A 21,803-nucleotide genomic window follows, 5' to 3' on the forward strand; every position below is an offset into this window, starting at 1 on the left:
CCGGGACCCGAGGTCGGACGCGTACGGCACAGACGGCCACGAGCATCTACAGGCATGACTACCGTTCTGCGTCGGGCGGCACGCTGGAACCGCCCACTGACATCTCTCGTGGCCGCGATGGTGGTGCTCACCGTCGTCGCCGCCGTCGGCATCCTCGTCGACCCGCGCGTCCTCACCGGGGCGCCGATCTGGCTCAAGCCGTTCAAGTTCGCGGTCTCCTTCGTCCTGTACGGCGCGACGCTCGCCTGGATGCTGTCGCTGCTGCCGCGCCGCAACCGGGTCGCGGAGTGGGCGGCGGCGACCATCGTCGCGCTGGCGCTGGTGGAGATGGTGGTGATCGTCGCGCAGGTGATCCGGGGTACGACGAGCCACTTCAACGACACCACGCCGCTGAACAGCGCCCTCTTCGCGGTGATGGGCGCGGCGATCATGGTGCTGTTCGCCGCGCACCTCGTCCTCGGGGTCGTGCTGCTGATCCGGCGGATCCCGGACCGGGTCGCCGCGACCGCCGTCGGGTGGGGGCTCGGCCTGTCCCTGCTGGGTATGCTCGCGGCCGTGCCGATGGTGCGTCAGACGCCGGACCCGGCCATCGAGGGCGTCTCCGGAGCGCACAGCGTGGGCGTGGCCGACGGTGGGCCGGGGCTGCCCGTGGTGGGTTGGAGCACCACCGGCGGCGACCTGCGGATCGGGCACTTCGTGGGGCTGCACGCCCTGCAGGCCCTGCCCCTGTTGGCGATGCTGCTGAACCGGCTCGCGTCCCGGCTCGACGCACGGACCCGCGTCCGGCTGCTGGTCGTCGCGGGCGCCGCGTACGGCGTACTCACTCTGGTGTTGACCTGGCAGGCCCTGCGCGGGCAGCCGCTGCTCCGCCCGGACGCCCTGACCCTGGCGGTCGTCGCGGCTCTGGCGGTCGCGACCGCGACCGCCATCGGCCTGGTGCTCGCTCGCCGCCGCCCGGATCTGGCGCTCGCGGCATGACCGGGACGCTGTTCTCGCTGACGTTCGCGCTGGCGGCGCCGTTCTGGGCGCTGATGATCCTGCTGCCGCGCTGGTCCTGGACGGCCCGCGTCGTCGGCTCGCCGCTGATCGTGCTGCCCGTCATGGCGATCTACGCGCTGCTGGTGGTGCCGGCGTTCGGCACGGTGCTGCCCGCCGTCGCGTTGCCGACCCTCGACGGGGTGCGCGAGCTGCTCGGCACGCCCGACGGCGCGGCGGCGGGCTGGGCGCACATGATCGCGTTCGACCTGTTCGTGGGCCGGTGGGCCTGGCTGGACAGCCGGGAACGGGGGGTGCCGGCGCTGGTCATGGCGCCGGTGCTGCTGCTGACCATCCTGCTCGGGCCGCTCGGCCTGGCCGCCTACCTGGGCGTACGGGCCAGGTGGCCGCGGCCGGCGGTCGCGGCCGTCCACACCGAACACCTAGGCTGACGATCGTGGGGTGGGGGCGGCTGTTCGACGCGCGGGACGCGCGCGTACGGATGGCGCTGCTCGACCTCAGCGGGTTGTGCTACCTGCTCTTCGTACCCCACTCGGCGTCCGTGCCGACGCCGACACAGTGGACCCTCGCGGTGGCCGCGTTCGCCGTGGCGCTCGTGGCGTACCGCCGGCCGGTCGTCAACCTGGTGGCGCAGACGGCGTTGCTGGCGGTCGCGATCCACCTCGTCGACGACTTCACCATCAACCAGGTGGGCGCGAGTTGGGCTCTGCTCGAGGTCACGATGCTCGCGGGTCGCGTCCGCACGATCTGGCTGGCGGCCGGGCTGCTGACCGTGGTCGAACTGACCGCCAGCATCGGTGACCCCCTGCGTCAGGTCGCCTCCGGTGTCGTCGGTCTGGGCCTGGAGGTCGGCGTCCCGGTGCTGCTCGGCCTGGTCATCCGGGCCAACCGGGAGCTGGGTCGGCAGGCGTTGGAGCGGGCGCTGGCCGAGCAGCGACGCCGCGAGTCGGAGGGCCGGGCCGCGCGCGCCGACGAGCGCGCTGCCATCGCCCGCGAGCTGCACGACGTCGTCGCCCACCACGTGGCGTCGATGGTGCTGCGGGTCGGTGTGGCCCGGCACGTCCTGACCGACCTCGACCCCCGGGTGGGCGAGGTGTTCGACGACGTGCACGGCACGGGCACCGCGGCGCTGTCGGAGCTACGCGGGCTGGTCGCGGTGCTGCGCGACCCCGACGGGGTACGCGGTGACGCCGCGCTGACCGCGATCGAGCCCTCGGCGCTCCCCACGGCGCTCGGCGCCGCCGTCGACCGGGCCCGCCAGGGCGGCATCACCGTGGAGGCCGACGTCGACGCGGCGATCGGCTCACTCGACGCGGTTCGGGGTCTGGCGGTGCTGCGGCTGACCCAGGAGGCGCTGACCAACGTGGCACGTCACGCGGGGACGTCCGCGCGGGCGCGCCTGGTGGTGGCGGTACGCGACGGGGCCGTGCACTGGGAGGTCACCGACGACGGGGGCGGTGTCGACGGCGACCGCGCGTCGACACCGGTGCCGGCCGGCGGTGGTCACGGCGTCACCGGGATGGCCGAACGGGTCGAGGTCCTCGGCGGACGCCTGGAGGCGGGCCCCACCGGAACGGGCTGGCGTGTGCGGACCGTCCTGCCGAACACCCGGCCCGCCGAGTCGCCGCCCCGGGCCCGTACGGTCCCGCCCGGAACACCCACCCGGAGGCCGGTGTGATCCGTGTCCTGCTGGTCGACGACCAGCACCTCATCCGCGCGGGCCTGCGCATGTTGTGCGACGCGCAGACCGACATCGAGGTCGTCGGCGAGGCCGACAACGGCCGCGAGGCGGTCACCCTCGCCGCGCGGCTCGTCCCCGACGTGGTCGTCATGGACCTGCGCATGCCGGGTGTCGACGGGATCACCGCGACCGGCCGCATCCTCGCCGAACGTCCCGCCACCCGGGTGCTGGTGCTGACCACGTTCGGCGACGACGACCACCTCTACCCCGCCCTGAGCGCCGGCGCGTGCGGCTTCCTGCTCAAGGACGCGCCCCCGGCCGAACTGCTGGACGGCATCCGGCGGGCCGCCGCGGGCGACAGCCCGTTCAGCGCGGAGGTGCTGCACCGCCTCGTCCAGCGCGCGGTGCGGGCGCGCGTCACGCCGCCCCGGCAGCTCGACGGGCTGACCGCCCGCGAGCAGGACGTGCTCACCCTGGTCGCCGAGGGCCTGTCCAACACCGAGATCGCCGAGCGGCTCCACATCGGCGTGACCACCGTCAAGACCCACATCACGAGCCTCATGACCAAGACCGACAGCCCCAACCGGGTACGCCTCGCGCTGTTCGCGCGCGGCGCGTGAGACCGGCGTCCGCTACCGGCCGCAGGCGTAGCCCTGCATGCCTCTCGGATTCGCGCCGGCGGCGAGCACCCCGGTGGCCGGGTCCCGGGTCACGGCGCAGAGCCGGCCGAGGCTCCACGCGTCGGCGAGCCGCACCTCGTGCCCGTACGCCCGAAGGGCCGTCACCACGGAGGCGTCGAGCCGGTCCTCCACCAGCAGCACGCCGGGCTCGGAGTCGCGCGGGTAGAACGACGACGGCACGCCGAGGCTGTGCCAGGCGGGCGCGTCGATGGCCTGCTGGAGGTGCTGGCCGCCGAGGAGGTGGCGCAGCAGGAAGGGCACCTGCCACTGGTCCTGCTGGTCGCCGCCGGGCGTGCCGCAGGCGAGGACGGGCTGCCCGTCGCGCAGCACCATGGTCGGGCTGAGCGTGGTGCGTGGCCGGCGGCCCGGAACGAGCGACGCGGGCAGCCCCTCCTCCAGCCAGCACATCTGCAACCGGCTGCCGAGCGGGAACCCGAGCTCGGGGATCGTGGGTGAGCTCTGCAACCAGCCACCGCTGGGCGTCGCGGAGATCATGTTGCCCCACCTGTCGACGACGTCCACGTGGCAGGTGTCGCCCCGGGTCACCCCGTCGGAGCGCACCGTCGGCTCGCCCGTGGTCGGATCCGGCACGTCGCCCCGGTGGGTGACGCCCGAGCGGAGGTGCCCCGGCAGGCGCGGCTGCGCGCCGCCAGGGCTCCCTGGCCGCAGCTCGCCGGACGCGCGGTCACCGATGAGGGCCGCCCGGTCGCTCGCGTACGCCGGGTCGAGCAGTGCCGTGGCGGGCACGTCGGCGCTGTCGCCGTACCACGCCTCGCGGTCGGCGAACGCGAGCGTCAGCGCCTCGGCCTGGGCGTGGATGCCGGCGGCGCTGGCCGTGTCGTACGCGGCGGCGTCGTCGAGCGCGTCGAGAATCGCCAACGTCTGGAGCAGCACCGGGCCCTGACCCCAGAACCCGGTCTTGGCCACCGTCCAGCCCTGCCAGTCGAGGGTGGCCGGCGCCTCCCACGTCGCCGAGTACGCGGCCAGGTCGTCGCCGGTGACCAGCCCGGCGTGTGCGCGTCCGCTGGAGTCGCGGAACGGTTTCCGGCTGAACGTGTCGATCGTCTCGGCCACGAAACCCGTACCCCAGGCTCGGCGGGCCGCCTCGATCTGGGTCTCCCGGTCGACGCCGGCCGCCTGCCCCGCGTCGACGAGTCGGCGCAGCGTGCGCGCGTACGCCGGATTGGCGAACCGTTCCCCCGCGACCGGCGGCCGGCCGCCGCGCAGCCAGAGCTGGGCGGACGTGGGCCAGTGCTCCTCGAACAGCGATTGCACGGCCGTCACCGTCGCACCGACCGCGCCCACCAGGGGGTGGCCGGCGGCGGCGTAGCCGATCGCCGGTTCCAGCACCTCGGCGAGGGAGAGCGTGCCGTGGTCGCGCAGCAGCAGGAGCCACGCGTCGACCGCGCCGGGTACGACCGCCGCGAGCGGGCCGGCGCCCGGGACGAGGTCCAGGCCGAGGGACCGGAAGTGGGCGGTCGTCGCGCCGGCCGGCGCGGGACCCTGCCCGCACAGCACCCTCGGGCGCGGGTCCCGGGCGGTCGCCACGATCGCCGGCACCTCGCCTGCGGGACCGTTGAGGTGGGGTTCGACGACGTGCAGGACGAAACCGGCGGTGACGGCGGCGTCGAACGCGTTGCCGCCGCGTTCGAGCATCCCCATCGCCGACTGGCTGGCGAGCCAGTGCGTCGACGACACCATGCCGAAGGTGCCCTGCAGGGTCGGTCGGGTGGTGAACGACATGACAACACCTCACTGGGGCCGGTGACACGGGGAGGCGACTCCTCGCGGAGCCGCCTTCCCGCGCCACATGCTAGGCCGCGTTGTACGCCTGGGCGGTCACGGTGGCCTTGCGGGCGAGGCCCGGCCGAGCCGGCCAGGAGATACGCACCTCACGCGTCTCCCCGGGCAGCAGCCAGAGGTAGTTGTCGTCGTAGCGGGCCGGCAGGACCCGCTGGCCGTGCTCGTCGCGCACGGCGAGGCGGACCATGGCGGCGACGGTACGGCCCTGGTTGCGGACCGTCGTGGTGACGGTGTTCCGGCCGTCCACGACGCGTACGGCGCTCGTCGACGTCGACAGGCGGGCGCCGGCCAGCGTGGTGAGCGCCCGCATCTGCTCGGCCCTGTCGTACCGCCAGTAGGTGTTCTCCGCGAGCGGCCGGTCCCGGCCGTCGCGCAACTCCAGCCGCACCAGGTGCAGCCCACCGCCGTCCGGCGCGGCGACGGGGAACACGGGCGTCGTCGACGAGCGCGCCACGTCCACCCGCTGACGCTGGGCGGCGCCCAGCGACCGGCCGTTGAGGTCGTACCGGCGGGCGGTGACCGTCACACCGTTGAGCGCCCCCGTGGTGTGGTTGACCACCCGCGCCTGCCAGGTGCCCGGGTCGGCCTGGACGTGCACCGGCTCGCACCCCTTGCGCGCCCCGTAGTACGCGCCGTTGACGTCCAGGTCGTAGTCGTACGTCTGCCAGACCGTGCTGTGCCACGCCGGGTGCGACATCCAGAGCAGCAGGCCGGTGGCGTCCCGCCACAGGTTGGCGTTCCACGCCTCGAACATGGCGCGGTGGCTCTCGTAGTTGACGAACTGCGCCCGGGCGGCGAACTCGTCGAGCGAGCCGGACGCGCCGAGCCGCGCGTCGATGGCCTCCTGGTACGTGCCGACGCGCTGGTTACCGATGGTCGACCAGTCGTGGTAGTTCCACACCTCGCCGATCGGCCACTCCGGCGCGTCGCCCACCAGGTTGCGCATGCTCTCGGCCACCGACACCACGGGCATGCCGATCTCGGTGTGGAAGCCGAACGAGTCGGCCTCGTAGATCGTCGCGTCGGTGTAGGTGGTCGGGTCGACCCAGCCGTACGGCCCGCGTCCGCTCACGATTCCGCTGGCGGAGTTGGGGATGTAGAGGATTTCCGGGTGCTCGGTGGCGACGGCCTGCTTGAGGCCGGCGTCGACGATCGGCGGCGGGTCGCCCTCGTTCGCGCCGCACCAGACGACGATGCTCGGGTGGTGGCGGAACCGCCGGATCGTGTCGGCGGCGATGTCGACGTACCCGGGCGGGTTGGGCAGGAAGCCGCCGGCCTGCCAGAAGTCGTTCCAGACCAGGATGCCCTGCTCGTCGCAGGCCCGGTACAGCTCCTCGCGGTTGCTGCTGCCCAGCCAGTTACGGATCATCGTGAAGTTCATGTCGCGGTGCATCTCGACCGTGTCGGCCAGCCGGTCCGGCAGCACCCGGCGCAGCAGCTCGTCCCAGCCCCAGTTGCCGCCTCGGGCGAACACCGGCACGCCGTTGACGCTGATCTTCAGCTCGGTGATCTTGTTGCTGACCGCCTTGACGTCGGTCCACGACTGTCCGTCGTCGGAGACCTGGATGACGAAGTCGCGGGCGTACGCCTGCTCCCAGACGATCGTCACCTGGTCGAAGTCGACCGGGGCACCCAGGTCGACGGCGATCCACTGGTTGTCCTCGAACGTCGAGGACCACCGGGTACGCGGGTTGCCGTCGACGGCCCGCCCCGGCCCGTTCGAGTCGCCGTCGGACGACGACGCGGTGGCCGTCCTGCCCAGGGCCAGGTCGACGTCCGGCTCGGCCTGCCGCTGCACCGACAGCGTCCACATGGACACGCCCCACGACGTCGCCCGCGCGCCGGTCTGGACGCGCAGGTGGCGGGCGGTCCGGCTGGCGAACGTCTCGACCTGGGTGGCGCGGCTGCCCAGCGGGGTGTCGTTGCTGACCGACGTGACGTCCGTCCACCCCTGCCCGTCGGCGGAGACCTGGACGCGGTAGTCCAGGGCGTACGCCTGCTCCCAGACGATCGTGACCCGGTCGAAGTCGACGGCCGCGCCGAGGTCGACCTGGATCCACTGGTCGTCCTCGGCCTGCGAGGCCCAGCGGGTCGACACGTCACCGTCCACCGCCCTGGCGGGCACGTTGGTGTCGTTCTCCGACGACGAGGCGGTCGCGTCGCGGCCCAGCGCGAGGTCCGGGCCCGAGCCGTCGGCCACCGACAGGGCGTACATCGAGACGCCCCAGCCGGTGGCCCGCTGGCCCGCCTGGATACGCACGTGCCGGGCGTGCTGCCGGTCGAACGTGACGGTCTGCGTGGCGGCTCCGTCGACGAAGTCCAGCGGGGGCTGGCCGGGCGGGGAGATCACAACCGGCTGGTGCCAGTCGTAGCCGAACTGGCGGATTCCGAAGCGCAGCTCACGCCGGTCGCTGACCGCGCGCTTGACGGTGGCGGTGAGCGTCAGGTCGTACAGGTGCGGCTCGCCGTAGCCGTTGGGCCACCAGAGGCGGGGCTTGGCGAGCCGCAGCGCCCCGAAGCGCTCCGGCGCGAAGGTGACCGTCGTGGAGGCGTGGGCGGCGATGGTGACGGTCGACTCGACGCGTACCCGGTCGAACTCCGCGCGGACGGTGACGGTGGTCGCGGTGGCCGTGGCGTTGCGCACGGGCACCCGGATGGTGACCTCGGCCGTGCCGGTGTCGGGCAGTTTCGGCAGCGTGGTCTCCACGTGCGGGTCACCGACGACCACAGCGCCGGTGCTGCGCAGCCGCACGTGGTCCCACAGGCCGGTGACGCGGTCCCGAACGGCGGGCATCCAGTCCCAGCCGGACACCGCCAGGTAGGTCGGCGCGTCGAGGTAGTGGTGGGCCGACTGGAGGAAGGTACGACCGTCGGGCCCCTTGTCGCCGGGGGTGCCGACGTGCGGCATCGGGGTGACCCGCACGGCCAGGACGTGGTCGCGGTGGCCCGCGAGAGCGTCGGTGATGTCGAAGGCGGCCCGCGCGAACGGGTGCTTGACGCTGCCGACCGGTACGCCGTTCACCCAGACGGTGGCCTCGTGGTTGATGCCGTCGAACTCCAGCCAGATGCGGCGGCCGGCGGAGGTGTCCAGGCCGCGCGGCAGCCGCAGCGCCCGCCGGTACCACCAGGTGTGCCGCGACAGCGCCTCGGGGATGCGCAGGTTGTTGAAGCCGGCGACCGGGTCGGGCAGGTGGCCCTGCTCGACCAGGGTGCCCAGTACGGTGCCGGGCACGGTGGCCGGCAGCCAGGAGCCGACGTCGACGCCCGCGCGGGACAGCTCGGCGCCGTCGGTCGTGCCCGCGAAGTCGTCAATGGTCAGCGACCAGCCGGATTCCAGCGCGACCGTGCCGTCCGGGGCGACGGTCAGCTCCGGCGCCCGCCCGGTGTTGCCGCCCTCCCAGCTCGTCCAGCCCTCGGCCTTCGGACGAGGTGACAGGGCGACGCCGTAGACCTGGAAGCCGTTCAGGCCGACCGGGTTGCTGTTCGACCGCCTGGTGACCGTCATCCGGACCCAGCGCGCGGTGACCGGCTGCGGGAGCGTGATCGCCTGCACACCGCCCTGGCCGTCGGTGGTCTCGTACACCGACCGCCAGTCGTGCCCGTCGGTGGAGACCTCGATGCGGTACGCCGTCGCGGCGCTGGAGAGGATCTCGTCGCCGTCGGTGTCGGTGTAGTTGCCGTCGAACGGCCCGTCGGCGAGGGTCGCCTCGAAGACCAGGGTGACGGCCTCGACGCGACACTGCGCCTGAAGGTCCACCGAGATCCACTGGGGATCACCGTTCGCGGCCCGCCATCCGCTGCCCCGCACGCCGACCTGGGGCAGGCCGTCCACGGCGAACGTGGCCGGCGTCGGCGCGTAGTCGGTCGACGAGACCGCCACCGGGCGGTACCTGGCCAGGTCGGTGGTGGTGGACGCGTCGCCGGCTGGCGGCGCGGCACCGGCGACCGCGTCCGGCAGGACGGCGGTCACCCCGACCGACGCCAGCAGCGTCGCTCCGGCGGAGAGGAAGGTACGCCGCGATACGGTCGATGGCTCGGACATTGCGCCTCCAGGGTGACAACGTTGTCAGGTGATCGAGGGTGGTTGACAACGTTGTCAGATGGTGGCCTGATGTTTTCCCGGAGTCAAGAGCCAGCGTCCTATCCACTGGGGAGCGGGCGGCAGGTCGCCGCCCGCTCCCCGAGCGGCGTCACTCCGGGTACGACGGTCCCGGCTCGGTGCGCAGCATCCGCTTCAACATGCGGTTCGCCTCCCGCATGTCGTCGGTGATCAGACGGGTCCGCACCGTTCCCTTACCGCTCAGCTTGCCGCCCACCTCGAACACCACGTTCTCGCCCGGCAGCGGCACCGCCTGGCAACCCGTGTACGTCTCGGCGGGCAGACGGCCGTCCAGCAGGTAGGCGTACACCGGGTCGTCCACACACGGGGTGTAGTACGGGAAGACGCCGTGGCTGCCCTCGTTGTCGACGCTGATCATCGACGCGCCCGGGAGCTTCCTGGACGCGGCCAGCGCACCCTCGTACGCGGTCGCGACGTCGAGTTCGTCCTGGAGCATCAGGACCTTCGGGAAGGTCTTACGGTCGAACTTCGGCATCCGGTTGCTGGTCGGCCAGTACGCGCAGGCCGGCGGGTTCTGCAGGTACGGGGCCACCAGCGGCGCGTCCCGGGTGAGGCGGCGACTGAACGCGTTCCAGTGCGCGATGCTGTCGTTCCACTGCCCGTCCTGGCAGCGGATCACCTCGAAGACGTAGTCGATGTCGTACGTGTACTCGTCCGCGCCCTGGGCCAGCAGGGACCGGTCACGCTGGGTCTTCAGCGCCGCCTGGGCGGCGACGCGGGACTGCTCGATGTACACCCGGTCGTCGGCCGTGATGCCCGGCGCGGCGAGCAGCTTCGCGGTCGCGGCGCTGAGGATCTGCTCGGGCGTCCAGCCGTTCCACTGCTCGTAGTACTCGATGACGGTGTTCACCGCCGCCGCGGCGGTCGGGTAGTTCTGCGTGTCGTAGAGCGCCCCGAGGATGAACCAGCCGAACATGAACGGTCCCATGCCGACGCGCGTGCCACCGGCCCGCTCGAACATCTCCCGGATCTTCATCGGGTCGCTGCCCCGGCCGTACAAGTCGTCGTGGCGGGCCATGTAGGGCAGCAACTGCTCCTGGAACGCCCGGTCCCGGGTGAACGGTTGCAGGTCCCAGGTCTCCTGGAGCGTCGGCGAGCCGACCGCCGCCACCGAGTCGAGCACCATCCGGCCCGTCCGGCTGCCGAACGTCGCCGCGTACCAGGTGCCCAGCCACGTGCCGTACGAGTAGCCGAGGTAGTTGAGCTTGCGCTCGCCCAGCAGCACCCGGATGAAGTCCATGTCGTACGTGGTCTGCTCGGTGGTGATGTACTTCGTCAGCTCGGTGCTGCGGCATCCGCGCACGTTGGCCTGGGTGATCAGGTCGTTGGTGTTGTCGGTGTCGGAGTAGGTGACCGTGCAGAGCAGCGGGGTGCTCTGTCCGACCCCGCGCGGGTCGAAGCCGATCACGTCGTACCGCTCGGCGAGGGCGGGAGCGGACCGCGCCACGTACGGCGCCAGGGACAGGCCGCTGCCGCCGGGGCCACCCGGGTTGACCAGCAGGATGCCCGCGCGGTCGCTGCCGGAGGCGGCGGTGCGACTGATCCGGACCTGGATCGTCCTGCCGTCGCGGGGGTTGTGCCAGTCGCGGGGCACGGTGACCGTCGCGCAGGACAGGCCGAGCTGCGCCTCGTCCTCGGGGCTGACCTCGGCCAGCCCGCACGGCTCCCAGGTGAGCCGCTGGGTGGCCAGCGACGCGGCCAGGGCGGCGGTGTCCGGCTCGGCGACCGTGGTCGCGCTGGCCGCAGTGCCGGCCGCGCCGCTGGTCAGGGCCGCCGCGACCAGGGTCACGGCGAGCAGGGCGGCCGGCCGGCGCACGCGGCGTGGGTGGCGCGATCCGGTCGTGGGATGGGGCATCGTCCCGTCCTCTCGTACAGCGATTGATCGAACGGCCTTCACCCTGGCCCAGGAGTGTTTCGCCGCCGCCGTCCCGCCGTGACGAAGACCGGTCATGGCAGGATCCGGCCAGTTACAACCAGCCGCGGCGGGTGGCCTGCACGCCGAGCTGGAACCGGCTGCGCGCGCCCAGCAGTTCCTGGAGGCGACTGACCCGGCGGTGCACCGTACGGTTGCTGACGCCCAGGTCACGGGCGATGGCCTCATCGGTCAGGCCCGCGGTGAGCAGCGCGAGCAGCCGTTGGGTGGCCACCGTCGGCTCGGCGTCCGGTTCCGCGGTGTCGGCGGTGGCGTGGATCGGCGCGCCGAGCCGCCAGAACACCTCGAACAGCTCCGACAGCCCCTCCAACAACCGCGAGCGGTGCACCAGCACCGCGTCGGCCTCGTCACCGCTGGCCCGGGGCAGGACGACCAGAGCGCGGTCGACGTCGGCGAGCATCATCTTCAGGGGCAGCTCGGGAAAGACGCGCGCCTGCTCACCAGCGGCGACCGTGGCGCGTACGGCCGCCAGCATCGCCTCGTCGTGCAACAGCTCGCCCTCGTACACGCAGCGGTACCGCCGCCCGCGGCGCAGGGCGTCGTACTGCACCTCCTCCGGCACGCGGGTGGTGTCCCGCAGGTACGGCCCGCGTTCCAGACCGCGCACCTCGGCGCGGGCGCCGGCCTGCAACTGGCGGAACAGCTCGCGGACGGCGTCCTTGCCCTCGATGACCTCGACGAACGCGGCGCCGTCGCCGTGCACGGCGGTGTAGAGACCGGACAGCGTCTCGGCGGCGGCCCGCGCCCGGGTGGCCTCCATCTCCCGCTGCGCGGCCCAGTTCTCCAGGGCGGTACGCGGTGGCCGGACGTGCAGCACGCCGGCGTCGTCGCGGTGCACGGCGCCGCTGCTCAGCAGGCTCGCGAGCGCGCGCGTGGCCCGTGGCGACGCGGTGGTCAGGAACGTCCGCTGCGCCACCGGCCCCACCCGCAGGAGGTTCTGGTAGACGTCCACGGCGTCCGCCGTGAGCGGAAGCGATTCCACGTCGAGGGCGGGCGTCACGGCGGGGGGACCGATCCGCATGCCGGCGATCGTAGAGCGCTTCCGTGTCGACGGTTCACGCAGGTCGGACCGCATTTATCGCGATCATTTCGGGGTCGCTTCCCCGCCCGGGCCGGGCTCGCGACGGTGGTACTCGGGTTGCAGCCGCGCGCTCGTGAACGCCGACTTCACCGCCGCCTTGAGCGCGGCGATGTCGTACGCCCCGTGGTGGCGCTGGCCGTTGATGAAGAAGGTCGGGGTGCCGGTGACGCCGCTGAGGTCGGCCGACTCGACGTCCTCGGCGATCCGGTCGACGCCCATCCGCTCGGCCATGTGCTCCCGGAACACCTCGAGCTCCAGGCCGAGCTGCTCGGCGTAGCGCATCACGTCGGCGGGGTTGAGCGCGTCCTGGTGCGCGAGCAGCAGGTCGTGCATCTCCCAGAACGCGCCCTGCTCGCCCGCCGCCTCGGCAGCCTCGGCGGCCAGCTGCGCGTGCGGGTGGACGTCGGTGAGCGGCAGGTGCCGCCAGACGTACCGGACGTTGGCGAAGTCGGCCAGCAGCTCCCGGACCACCGGTTCGGCCTGCCCGCAGTAGGGGCATTCGAAGTCGCCGTATTCCACCACCGTCACCGGCGCGTCGAGCGACCCGCGCATGTGGTCGCGCTCCGGGTCGACCGGAAGTTTCAGGTCGACGATGCCCATGGCCATGCCGAGCAGCGCACGTGCGCGCCGCGTCGGCGAGAGCCGGGCGACGATCCGGAACAGCAGCCAGGTGAGGACGGACGCGCCCACCGTCGCGACGAGGATGCCGAGCTTCGCCTCGTCCAGCGCCGGGCCGTGCAGGGCGTGGTTGGCGATCAGGAGCGCGACGGTGAACCCGATACCGGAGACCGTGCCGACCCCCACCACGGCGACCCAGCCGACGGGCGGGCGGAACCGTTCGCCGCTGAGCCGGGTCACCAACCACGAGGTGATCACGATGCCGACCGGCTTGCCGACGACGTACGCCACCACCACGCCGAGCGTGACCGGAGACGTCACGGCCCGGCCCAGCAGCTGGCCGTCGATGACGATCCCGGCGTTCGCCAACGCGAACAGCGGCACGATCACGTAGCTCGCCCACGGGTGGTAGAGGCTCTGCAGTCGATCGTTCGGCGACAGCGCGGCGGTCAGCCCGGCCTGGGCCATCCGGGCGAGCTTGGGAGTGGGCTGCTCCCGGAAGAGGCGGAACTGGTCGCTCGCCCACTGCAGGTCCTTGCGACCCGGGTCGTACGCGTAGGTCAGCAGCCCCATCACCAGACCCACCACGACCGGGTCGACGCCGGACTCCGACACCGCGAGCCAGGCCGCCACACCGAGCAGCGCGTAGAACCATCCGTTCCGGAGCCCCCACGCCCGCAGGAGCAGCACGAGGCCGAAGATGCCGGCCGCGACGAGCAGCGCCGTCGACGACGAGTGCTCCGGGTAGGCGATCGCCAGCACCGCGATCGCCACCAGGTCGTCGACGACCGCGACCGTCAGCAGGAAGGCCCGCAGCCGGTCCGAGAAGCGCGGCCCGAAGACGGCCAGCGCCCCGAGCGCCAGGGCCGTGTCCGTGGCCATCACCGCGCCCCAGCCCACGGCGGTGGGTCGCCCGGCGTTGATCGCCAGGTAGATCCCGATCGGCAGCAGCATGCCGCCGAACCCGGCCAACATCGGCAACGCCAGCCGACGCCGCTCACGCAGCTCACCGATGTCGAACTCGCGGCGCAGCTCCAGCCCGGCGACCAGGAAGAAGAACGTCATGAGGCCGCTGTTGACCCAGGTACGCAGGTCGTGCGAGACGGGCCAGTCACCGAGCCGGACCGACAGGGTGGTACGCCACACCGACTCGTACGACGACGGGTGCAGGTTGGCCCAGAGCAGGGCCACCACGGCGGCGACCAGCACCACCCGCGCGCCGCCCGTCTCGGTGCGCAGGAACGCGCGCAGCGGGGCGTTGACCCGCCCCTGCCAGGCCGTTCGGGCGGACCAGCCCCGGAGCGGATTGTTGCTCGTCACGGAGGCAATCTTCCTCGGCCGGACCGTCTCGTGGCGCGGATTTGGGGCATGCACGGAGCGCCACCGGTTGGTAGCGTACGGGTGATCTCGCTGGCGGCGGCCGGCGGTGGTCCCCTGGGGAGGGTCAGCATGTGGGCGGACGACGCTGCGCTCGACGCGGCGGGGCGCCGGCTCGACGAGTGGGAGTCGTCGCTCGCCGAACGGGCGGAACGGGCCAAGGCGCTGTCGACGCGGGTGCAGGAGCTGACCGGCACCGCCCACACCCCCGATCGGACGGTCCTGGTCACCGTCGACTCGGCCGGCCTGCTGATCGACCTGCGGCTCGACGAGCGCAGCCGGCAGCAACCCGCCGCACGCACCGCCGAGCAGATCCTGGACACCACGAGAGCCGCGCGCATCGACCTGCTGCGGCAGGTCGCCGAAGTGACCGCCGAGTCTCTCGGCGACGACGCGAGCGCTCGGGCCATCATCGACTCCTACCGCGATCGACTGAGCCACGAGCCGGGGCCGAGCGATGCCGGGCGGTGACGGCATCCAGGTCGACCCGGACGATCTGACCGCCCACGCCGCACGCCTCGATCGCTGCGCCGGCAGCCTCGACAGCGCCCAACAGGCAGGGCAGCACGTCCGGTTGGGCACCGACGCGTACGGTCAGCTCTGCGCGCGGATGCCGGCACTGCTCGACGGCCTCCAGCGGACCCTGGTCGACGGCATCGGCGGCGCCGCCGCGTCGGTGCGGGACACCGCCGGCAAGCTGCGAACCACCGCCGACCGCTACCGACACTCCGACGCCCACGCCAAGCGCCTCCTCGACGGGGTACGGCAGCGCCCGTGACGTCCAACCCGCTCGTCGCCGCCGCGGCGGACACCCCGCCCAGCGCCTGGGCGGGTGTGTGGATCTGCGAGGACATCGAACTCATCGCGCAGGGCGTGCGCAACGGCAGTTGGATCGACGGCAGCCTCGGTGTCGTGAGCGCCGGCCTCGACGCCCTCGCCCTCGTCTCCGACCCGGTCGGCGCCCTGCTCCAGTACGGGATCGCCTGGCTCATCGAGCACGTCAAGCCGCTCAGTGAGGCGCTCGACTGGCTCGCCGGCGACCCGGCGCAGATCACCGCACACGCCCAGACCTGGCGCAACGTCGCCGTCTCACTCCGCGAGGACGCAGCCGAGCTGGCCCGCGCCGTCCGCGACGACGTCGCCGCCTGGGGCGGCAGCGCCGGCCCCGCCTACCGCGCCTGGGCCGCCGAACAACACCAGGCCATCACCGGCCTCGCCCAGGGCGCCGACACCATGGCCGCGATCACCGAGGGCGCCGCCGGCCTGGTGGCCGCCGTCCGGCTCCTGGTCCGCGACGCCATCGCCACCTGCGTGTCCCGTCTCATCACGTACGCGGGCGAACTCGTCATCACCGGCGGACTGGCCACACCGCTGGTCGTGGAGCAGGTCACGACGCTGGTCGCGTCCTGGGGGGCGCGGATCGCGCGGATGCTTCGTGCCCTGCTGGCCAGCCTGCGACGGCTGATCCCGGAGGTACGCCGACTCAGCGACCTCATCGAGAAGCTCAAGCAGGCGCTGGGTCGCCTCACTCGGCTCGGGCCCGCCGACCGGATGGGACAGCGACGTGACTGGGCCGATCCGAGGAGTCGGCCGCTACCGCCAAGCCGGTCCCCCGACTCGTACCTCTCCGCTGGAGACCCGGTCTACCACTCCGATCGTTCAACAGGCATCGGTTACGACGAACTGACGATGCGGAACATTGAGAAGGTGCGGCCACTGGACGGGCACCATGACGTCATCGTGCACGGCACCGACCAGGGCTACTTTGTCCCGGGCAAGGTTTCAGCAGACGGAGCACACATGGACGGAAACGCCACCAACGCAGCGCAGATCGCCGCCGCGGTTCGGGAAAATCCCGCCTACGACGGTCGCCCTCTCCGTTTGGTCTCCTGCTATGCCGGCACCGTCAAGCCCGGCCTCGACGCGGTGCCACTGGGCCAACAGGTCGCCGACGAACTTGGGGTGAGCGTGCTCGCGCCGACGGCCCGAGTGGGAACCCAGAGATGGACCGCAGAACCTCAGCCACCAGTCATCGAGAACGGCGGCTCCTGGGAGGTCTTCGAGCCACGAGCGAGGGGGCACCGATGAGGACCGTGGGGTTCTTTCGAGAACTAGGAGCTAACCAGACCGAGGTGTACGTGGAGAGCATCCATACGCACGTCGACGCGCAGCCGCTCCCCGACGCCCTCAAAGTCGAAGACTATCTACGCCATGGGCACGGCCTCATCGACGTCATGGGCGCGGAGATCGACGTCCTCGGGAGCGGCCGACACCTTGTCGGGGGCGCATCCGTGCTGACGGATGGTGAGTGGTTGTGGCGCGAAGACCTGCGGTTCTACCTGGCCACATACCGCGTGCAGCTACCCACGGAATTCTTGGAGACAGTGCGTGGCAATGATTACCGCGTGCCCGATCTCCGAGGAGATCAGCTCCGGCTGGCCGGCGAGGAAGCAGCACGGATCCTCGGCTACCGCTGACGCCGTACAGGACGACCGACCAGGCCGGCAAGCATGGCAATATCACCATCAGTAGCTGTCCGTAATCCGACAGCTACTCACTTTCGCCTTGGGCCCAGATCCACACTGATGCATGGCCCGCTCGGACGGTACGCCACATGTAAGCCGTAGCCGCCAGACGTCACCTCAACCGGAGATGCGTGCTCCGGACGGCTTTCCCCCTTCCTTGCAGTCGTTGTTGGCGCGGATTGCCGATCGCCGAGCCACGCGCAGCGAAGCGACCCTGCAGGCCGACATACGACAACTCCTGCTGGCTGGCGACTTCAGCCTCGCCGACTCCCAGCTCGACGTTGATCTTGAGACCCCTGCCGGCGGTGGACGCATCGACATCGAAGTCGGTTACACCGTCATCGAGGTCAAGCGCCGGCTCCAGAACGGGCGTTCACTGCGGGAAGCCGAGGGGCAACTCGGCGGCTACGTCCGGTCGCGAAGCCAAGAGAGCGGCCAACGGTACGTCGGCATCCTCACCGACGGGGCCACATGGCGTGCGTACCAGTTGACCGGCGACTCGCTGACCCTCGTCGACAGCCACACGCTGGCGGCTGCCCGTCCTGACGGGCTGGCCCTCTTCTACTGGCTTGAGGGCGTGCTGGCGACGAGCCAACGGGTCCGGCCCGAGCCCGCCGAGGTGGCCCGTCGCCTCGGCGCGGCGAGCACATCCCACAAGCTGGATCGTGCCGCGCTCGCCGCGCTGTACGACGAACACGCGGAGCTGCCGACCGTGCAGTTGAAGCGGAAGCTGTGGGCGGAGCTACTCGACAGCGCGCTCGGCACGCAGTTCGTCGACGATCCGGATCTCTTCGTGGAGCACACCCTGCTGATGAACAGCGCGCACATCATTGCGCACCTGGTCGTCGGCATCGATGCCCTGGAGTTGCAGCCGCAGGACCTCATCACCGGGCAACGGTTCGACCAGGCCCGCATCCTCGGGGTGGTCGAGCACGACTTCTTCGGCTGGACCACCGAGGTGCCCGGCGGCCGCGAATTCATTCAGGGGCTCACCCGCCGGCTGGCCCGGTTCGAGTGGCTGCTGGCCGACCACGACATCCTGAAGGTGCTCTACGAGTCGATGATCGGCACCGAGACACGCAAACGGATGGGCGAGTACTACACCCCGGACTGGCTCGCGGAGCATCTCGTCGACACCGTCGTCACGGAACCCTTGCGGCAACGGGTGCTCGACCCCGCCTGCGGCTCCGGCACCTTCCTGTTCCACGCCGTGCGCCGGTATCTTGCTGCCGCTGAGGCGGCGGCCGTTCCACTCGACGCCGCCTTGACGCAGCTCACCCACCACGTGATCGGTGTCGACCTGCACCCGGTCGCCGTGGCGCTCGCGCGGGTGACCTACCTCCTCGCCATTGGCCACCAGCGGCTGACCGATCAGCGCGACGCCATCACCATCCCGGTTTACCTCGGCGACAGCGTGCAGTGGCGCGAGCGCCGCGACCTCTTCACCGAAGAGCATGTACGGATCAGCGCCGGATACAACGCGAGCGAGGTCGAGGAGTGGCTCCGCTTCCCCAAGGAGTTGCTCAATGAACCGAGCCGCTTCGACCAGATCGTCGCGGGGCTGGCCACCATTGCGGCAAAGCCGAAAGAGGGGAACGGTCGCCCGTCGCTGACGGCGTTCTTCGACCGAATGAAGATCGTGCCCGACGATCAACCGATGATCCTCAGCACCTTCGAGGCAATGTGCCGGCTGCACGACGAGGGGCGCGACCACATCTGGAGCTACTACCTGCGCAACTTGGCTCGGCCCGTGTGGTTGGCTATGCCGGCAAGCCGGGTGGATGTTCTCATCGGCAACCCGCCGTGGCTGTCCTACCGTCATATGCCACGAGACATGCAGAGACGATTCAGGGACCTCTCCCGCGACCGCGGCTTGTGGCACGGCCGTGAGTTCGCCACGCACCAGGATCTCTCGGCTCTGTTCGTGGCGAGAGCGGTCCAGCAGTACCTTCGCGAGGGCGGCTCGTTCGCCTTCGTCCTACCGAACTCGGTACTCGACCGCGAATACTTCGAAGGCTTCCGCAGCGGGTGGTACGACGACACCGTCGAGCCAGCTGCCGTCGCCTTCACTGACTCCTGGGATCTGCGACGTCTGCGTCCGCACCCCTTTCCGCGCGGCGCCGGCGTCGTCTTCGGCGACCGAGCCACCCTGAGCACCTACCGGCGTCTTCCCTCGGTGACCGAGCGGTGGACGGGCCGGGTACCGACGAACGCGAAGTCATGGCGGCTGGTCGAACCGTTCCTCACCCGCGCGGCAGCCGATCTGGTCGCCGGTGAATCGGCCGCCAGCGCTTCACCGTACAAGCCGCGGTTCACGCAGGGCGCCACGATCGTTCCGAAGTTGCTGTTCTTCGTCGAGACAGAATCCGGCGGCCCTCTTGGCCTCGGCACCGGCCGTCGCGCCGTACGCTCGGCGCGCAGCAGCCTGGAGAAGGCGCCTTGGAAGGAGTTGCCCGCTCTCGAAGGCGTCGTGGAGGCCGAGTTCATCCGGCGGGTGCTGCTCGGCGAGAGCTTGCTGCCATACCGCATCTTGCCGGCGAAGGAGGCGGTTCTTCCGCTGGACGGCTCCGCGTTGATGACCGACGCCGAATCGCGCCTCGACTACTATTTCGGCCTGGCCCAGTGGTGGCGGCAGGCTGAGGCCACTTGGGAGGCGCACCGCAGCAGCGCTCGTCTCACCCTGGCCGAGCAACTCGACTTCCGACACAAACTAACCGCGCAGTTCCCCGCACCGCCGCTCCGGTTGGCCTACACCGCCTCCGGGATGCACGTCGCCGCGGCGATCATCGACGACCCGGCGGCGGTCGTCGAACATAAGCTGTATTGGGCCCCAATCGCGACCCGGGAAGAGGGTCTCTTCCTATCCGCAATCCTGAACAGCACCGTGCTCACCGAGCTTGTCCGACCGATGATGTCCTACGGCAAGGATGAGCGAGACATCGACAAACACCTGTGGAATCTACCCATCCCCCGATACAACGACGCGAACCCGACACACCAGAGGCTCGCGGAGTACGGCCGTGATCAATGCGAGGTCGTCGCCGGGCTGAACTTCGCGGAGGGCATGAACTTCGTGGCAATGCGTCGCCGGATCCGCGTCGTGCTGGGTCAGCACCCAGCTACCTCGGAGATCGAGGCCGTCATCAGAGCCATGCTGGGAGGATGACAGGATTATCCTCCCGCGCCCGGAGGACAGCGAACCGTGCGAGGGCGAGGCGTACGAGCCAGTGCTGCGTGGTAGCTCGCAAGATTCAGCGGGGGCAGCTCAGCCACTCCCAGGCGTGGCAGAGGCCCACCTGCACCGGGTCGTCACCCGCGGCCTCGGCCCTTCTGGCCGGCGTGTCCTCGTCCAACTTGTGCATCTCGGCACCGGGCACCAACAGCACGACCCCCGCTCGTGACAGGTCGGCGATCTGCTCCCGGTGGGCGAAGCGGTGGGACCCGTACGGCTTCGGCGGCGCGACGACCACGCCGTGGAAGATGTCGGCTCCTTCGTCGCCGAGCCGCAGAGCCAGCTCCGCGTTGCTCGGCAGGACCGGGCTGCCCACGTCCTTCACCGCAGCAGTTCTGCCCACGACGCCTCTGCGGAAGGCTGTCAGTGGGACTATGACCAGGCGTTCGGCCCGGCCAGCGGCAGGGCCTACCCGGCAAAATCAACCTCCACCAGCGCGCACCGTACTCGGATCGAGCGAGGAAGTGGATCGGTTCAGGCGCCGACGCTGCGGTCCGCCGGACGGAGCAGCCGCCGGAAGTCCTTTGGCAGCTCGGATTCCAGCTTGTCGAGGTCTTCCGCGCTCATCGCCTCGCGCAGGGTCGTCAACACGGCCCGGGCCCCCTCTGCGGTCCGCTCGTCATCCGTTCCCGCGCGGACCCCTACCTCGTTCAGGAACTCCACGAGGTCGATCCGTTCGGCGAAGTCCACGTCCTTGTACAGGTACCCCCGCAACTCCTCGGGCACCCGGGTGGCCAGGTGCCGCGCCTCGCCACCACTGATCCCTTCCGACAAGGTCGTCAGCGTGGCTCGGACGACGTTCTCCGCCTGCACCGCCGGCATCCGCGCCCGCTCCCCCACCGCTGCGAGAAATTCGGCGTAGTTCACCAGTTCTCCTTCCGGACCAGTTGGGGTGCGTCGCGGGATCCCGCGTGCTACCCGCGGCGCTGCCTGCTGTCGGCACCCACCGGTTCGACCACCTGCCGGAACTCCTTCGGAAGCTGGGCCATTGCGTCCTCGAACTCGTCGCGTGTAACAGCCTCACGCAACGTGGTGAGCACCGCGCGAACCCCGGTACCGGCAATCGCACGGTCGATGGCCGGGTGGTCCGCCACCCGCCGCACGAACTCATCGAATCCGAAGGGCTGGGCGTGATCCTGCCTTCCAAGCGGTGGCGGTTTGCGCAGGTGATCGTCGAGCCCGTCGGGAAGCTGATAGGCAAGCTCCTCAGCCTGGCCGGCGCTGATCCGATCCGCCAATGTCTCCAGCGTCGCGCGGCTGACCGTCGCCGCCTGCTCGGTCGACATCTTCGCCCGCGTGGCCACTAGGTTGATGAAATCATCGTATTCCACCTGATTCTCCTCTCCGGCCCGATCACCGTCGAACCGCCGGTTAGTGCACCCCTGACCTCGATGCGCCCAATGTCGGTTCGCTGCTCCTCGCTCACGCGTAAGGGGTCAGCGTGTTCGAAATGGCTGACTCCTGGGTTCCCGGCAACGGCGGAAGGATTCCCTGGCGTTCCCGCTCCTTGAGCCCGCCCGTGATCCCCACCGGTTGTCGCGCACCCTCGCAGCTCGACAACCTGCCGGAACTGGAGGTGAGCGGACCTCATCCCGATCGGGCGAATCAGGAGTGGGTGATTTCCCCACCGCCGGCCACCCGTTCGGCCCGTACTGCGGAGGCCGCTCCAACGGTTAGCCTTACACTCATAGGCTTCGATGTCCTGGCCTCGACTCGGCGCAAAGCACGTTCAGTGTGGACGGTGACGGAAGGAGACT

17 protein-coding genes are annotated in these 21,803 nt (G+C 71.0%); 9 read left to right on the forward strand and 8 right to left on the reverse strand.

The genetic code is table 11. From position 1 onward, the window contains the following. Positions 1–54 precede the first annotated feature (54 nt). The 4 genes from ACQPZK_RS17770 to ACQPZK_RS17785 are packed head-to-tail and all read left to right on the forward strand — an operon-like array spanning position 55 to position 3,297. A complete protein-coding gene (locus ACQPZK_RS17770; RefSeq protein WP_433534037.1) occupies positions 55–978 on the forward strand; it encodes a hypothetical protein in 924 nt (307 codons plus the stop codon). Continuing rightward, entirely contained in the window at positions 975–1,427 is a 453-nt protein-coding gene (locus tag ACQPZK_RS17775) for an ABA4-like family protein (protein ID WP_433534038.1), read from the forward strand. The genes ACQPZK_RS17770 and ACQPZK_RS17775 overlap by 4 nt, the downstream gene beginning before the upstream one ends. A gap of 5 nt (positions 1,428–1,432) precedes the next feature. After that, complete coding sequence (locus ACQPZK_RS17780; protein WP_433534039.1) at positions 1,433–2,674, forward strand: sensor histidine kinase; 1,242 nt, start codon at positions 1,433–1,435, stop codon at positions 2,672–2,674. Next, positions 2,671–3,297: a response regulator transcription factor gene (locus ACQPZK_RS17785; protein WP_433534040.1), complete on the forward strand. Its 627-nt coding sequence runs from the start codon at positions 2,671–2,673 to the stop codon at positions 3,295–3,297. The genes ACQPZK_RS17780 and ACQPZK_RS17785 overlap by 4 nt, the downstream gene beginning before the upstream one ends. A 12-nt stretch (positions 3,298–3,309) precedes the next feature. Here the strand turns inward: ACQPZK_RS17785 and ACQPZK_RS17790 are convergent, their stop codons facing one another. From ACQPZK_RS17790 to nhaA, 5 genes are all read right to left on the reverse strand, one after another. After that, positions 3,310–5,100, reverse strand: a complete 1,791-nt coding sequence (locus tag ACQPZK_RS17790; RefSeq protein ID WP_433534041.1) for a gamma-glutamyltransferase family protein — start codon at positions 5,098–5,100, stop codon at positions 3,310–3,312. A gap of 70 nt (positions 5,101–5,170) precedes the next feature. Further along, positions 5,171–9,202, reverse strand: a complete 4,032-nt coding sequence (locus ACQPZK_RS17795; RefSeq protein ID WP_433534042.1) for a discoidin domain-containing protein — start codon at positions 9,200–9,202, stop codon at positions 5,171–5,173. Between the two features lie 148 nt (positions 9,203–9,350). Beyond that, positions 9,351–11,096 carry an alpha/beta hydrolase gene (locus ACQPZK_RS17800; RefSeq protein WP_433534043.1) on the reverse strand — a complete coding sequence of 582 codons (1,746 nt, stop codon included), beginning with the start codon at positions 11,094–11,096 and terminating at the stop codon, positions 9,351–9,353. Positions 11,097–11,247: 151 nt separating this feature from the next. Continuing rightward, positions 11,248–12,234, reverse strand: a complete 987-nt coding sequence (locus ACQPZK_RS17805; protein ID WP_433534044.1) for a LuxR C-terminal-related transcriptional regulator — start codon at positions 12,232–12,234, stop codon at positions 11,248–11,250. 63 nt (positions 12,235–12,297) lie between these two features. Next, a complete protein-coding gene (gene nhaA, locus ACQPZK_RS17810) occupies positions 12,298–14,232 on the reverse strand; it encodes a Na+/H+ antiporter NhaA (RefSeq protein WP_433534045.1) in 1,935 nt (644 codons plus the stop codon). A 129-nt stretch (positions 14,233–14,361) separates the two neighbouring features. Between nhaA and ACQPZK_RS17815 the strand changes: the two genes are divergently transcribed. The 5 genes from ACQPZK_RS17815 to ACQPZK_RS17835 all read left to right on the forward strand — a co-directional run bounded on the left by ACQPZK_RS17815 (position 14,362) and on the right by ACQPZK_RS17835 (position 19,980). Continuing rightward, on the forward strand, positions 14,362–14,760 hold the full coding sequence (locus ACQPZK_RS17815; protein WP_433534046.1) for a YbaB/EbfC family DNA-binding protein: 399 nt from the start codon (positions 14,362–14,364) through the stop codon (positions 14,758–14,760). Next, positions 14,747–15,067, forward strand: coding sequence for a type VII secretion target (locus ACQPZK_RS17820; RefSeq protein WP_433534047.1), 321 nt, complete (start codon positions 14,747–14,749; stop codon positions 15,065–15,067). The genes ACQPZK_RS17815 and ACQPZK_RS17820 overlap by 14 nt, the downstream gene beginning before the upstream one ends. Beyond that, a complete protein-coding gene (locus tag ACQPZK_RS17825; protein WP_433534048.1) occupies positions 15,064–16,377 on the forward strand; it encodes a WXG100 family type VII secretion target in 1,314 nt (437 codons plus the stop codon). The genes ACQPZK_RS17820 and ACQPZK_RS17825 overlap by 4 nt, the downstream gene beginning before the upstream one ends. Before the next feature lie 50 nt (positions 16,378–16,427). Beyond that, complete coding sequence (locus tag ACQPZK_RS17830; RefSeq protein WP_433534049.1) at positions 16,428–16,766, forward strand: hypothetical protein; 339 nt, start codon at positions 16,428–16,430, stop codon at positions 16,764–16,766. A 175-nt stretch (positions 16,767–16,941) separates the two neighbouring features. Beyond that, complete coding sequence (locus ACQPZK_RS17835; protein ID WP_433534050.1) at positions 16,942–19,980, forward strand: N-6 DNA methylase; 3,039 nt, start codon at positions 16,942–16,944, stop codon at positions 19,978–19,980. Positions 19,981–20,065: 85 nt separating this feature from the next. Here the strand turns inward: ACQPZK_RS17835 and ACQPZK_RS17840 are convergent, their stop codons facing one another. From ACQPZK_RS17840 to ACQPZK_RS17850, 3 genes are all read right to left on the reverse strand, one after another. Beyond that, positions 20,066–20,389: a hypothetical protein gene (locus ACQPZK_RS17840; protein ID WP_433534051.1), complete on the reverse strand. Its 324-nt coding sequence runs from the start codon at positions 20,387–20,389 to the stop codon at positions 20,066–20,068. 131 nt (positions 20,390–20,520) lie between these two features. Next, on the reverse strand, positions 20,521–20,913 hold the full coding sequence (locus tag ACQPZK_RS17845; RefSeq protein WP_433534052.1) for a DUF2267 domain-containing protein: 393 nt from the start codon (positions 20,911–20,913) through the stop codon (positions 20,521–20,523). Positions 20,914–20,960: 47 nt separating this feature from the next. Continuing rightward, positions 20,961–21,377, reverse strand: a complete 417-nt coding sequence (locus tag ACQPZK_RS17850) for a DUF2267 domain-containing protein (RefSeq protein WP_433534053.1) — start codon at positions 21,375–21,377, stop codon at positions 20,961–20,963. Positions 21,378–21,803 lie beyond the last annotated feature (426 nt).

This window comes from Micromonospora sp. CA-249363 (assembly GCF_050950185.1).
In the GTDB taxonomy this organism is placed as follows: domain Bacteria; phylum Actinomycetota; class Actinomycetes; order Mycobacteriales; family Micromonosporaceae; genus Micromonospora.

Bases quoted from the DNA above. Each gene is read 5' to 3' on its own strand.
- ACQPZK_RS17770 (WP_433534037.1), top strand. From the start codon at position 55: ATGACTACCGTTCTGCGTCGGGCGGCACGCTGGAACCGCCCACTGACA.
- ACQPZK_RS17775 (WP_433534038.1), top strand. From the start codon at position 975: ATGACCGGGACGCTGTTCTCGCTGACGTTCGCGCTGGCGGCGCCGTTC.
- ACQPZK_RS17790 (WP_433534041.1), bottom strand. From the start codon at position 5,100: ATGTCGTTCACCACCCGACCGACCCTGCAGGGCACCTTCGGCATGGTG.
- ACQPZK_RS17795 (WP_433534042.1), bottom strand. From the start codon at position 9,202: ATGTCCGAGCCATCGACCGTATCGCGGCGTACCTTCCTCTCCGCCGGA.
- ACQPZK_RS17805 (WP_433534044.1), bottom strand. From the start codon at position 12,234: ATGCGGATCGGTCCCCCCGCCGTGACGCCCGCCCTCGACGTGGAATCG.
- ACQPZK_RS17815 (WP_433534046.1), top strand. From the start codon at position 14,362: ATGTGGGCGGACGACGCTGCGCTCGACGCGGCGGGGCGCCGGCTCGAC.
- ACQPZK_RS17820 (WP_433534047.1), top strand. From the start codon at position 14,747: ATGCCGGGCGGTGACGGCATCCAGGTCGACCCGGACGATCTGACCGCC.
- ACQPZK_RS17835 (WP_433534050.1), top strand. From the start codon at position 16,942: ATGCGTGCTCCGGACGGCTTTCCCCCTTCCTTGCAGTCGTTGTTGGCG.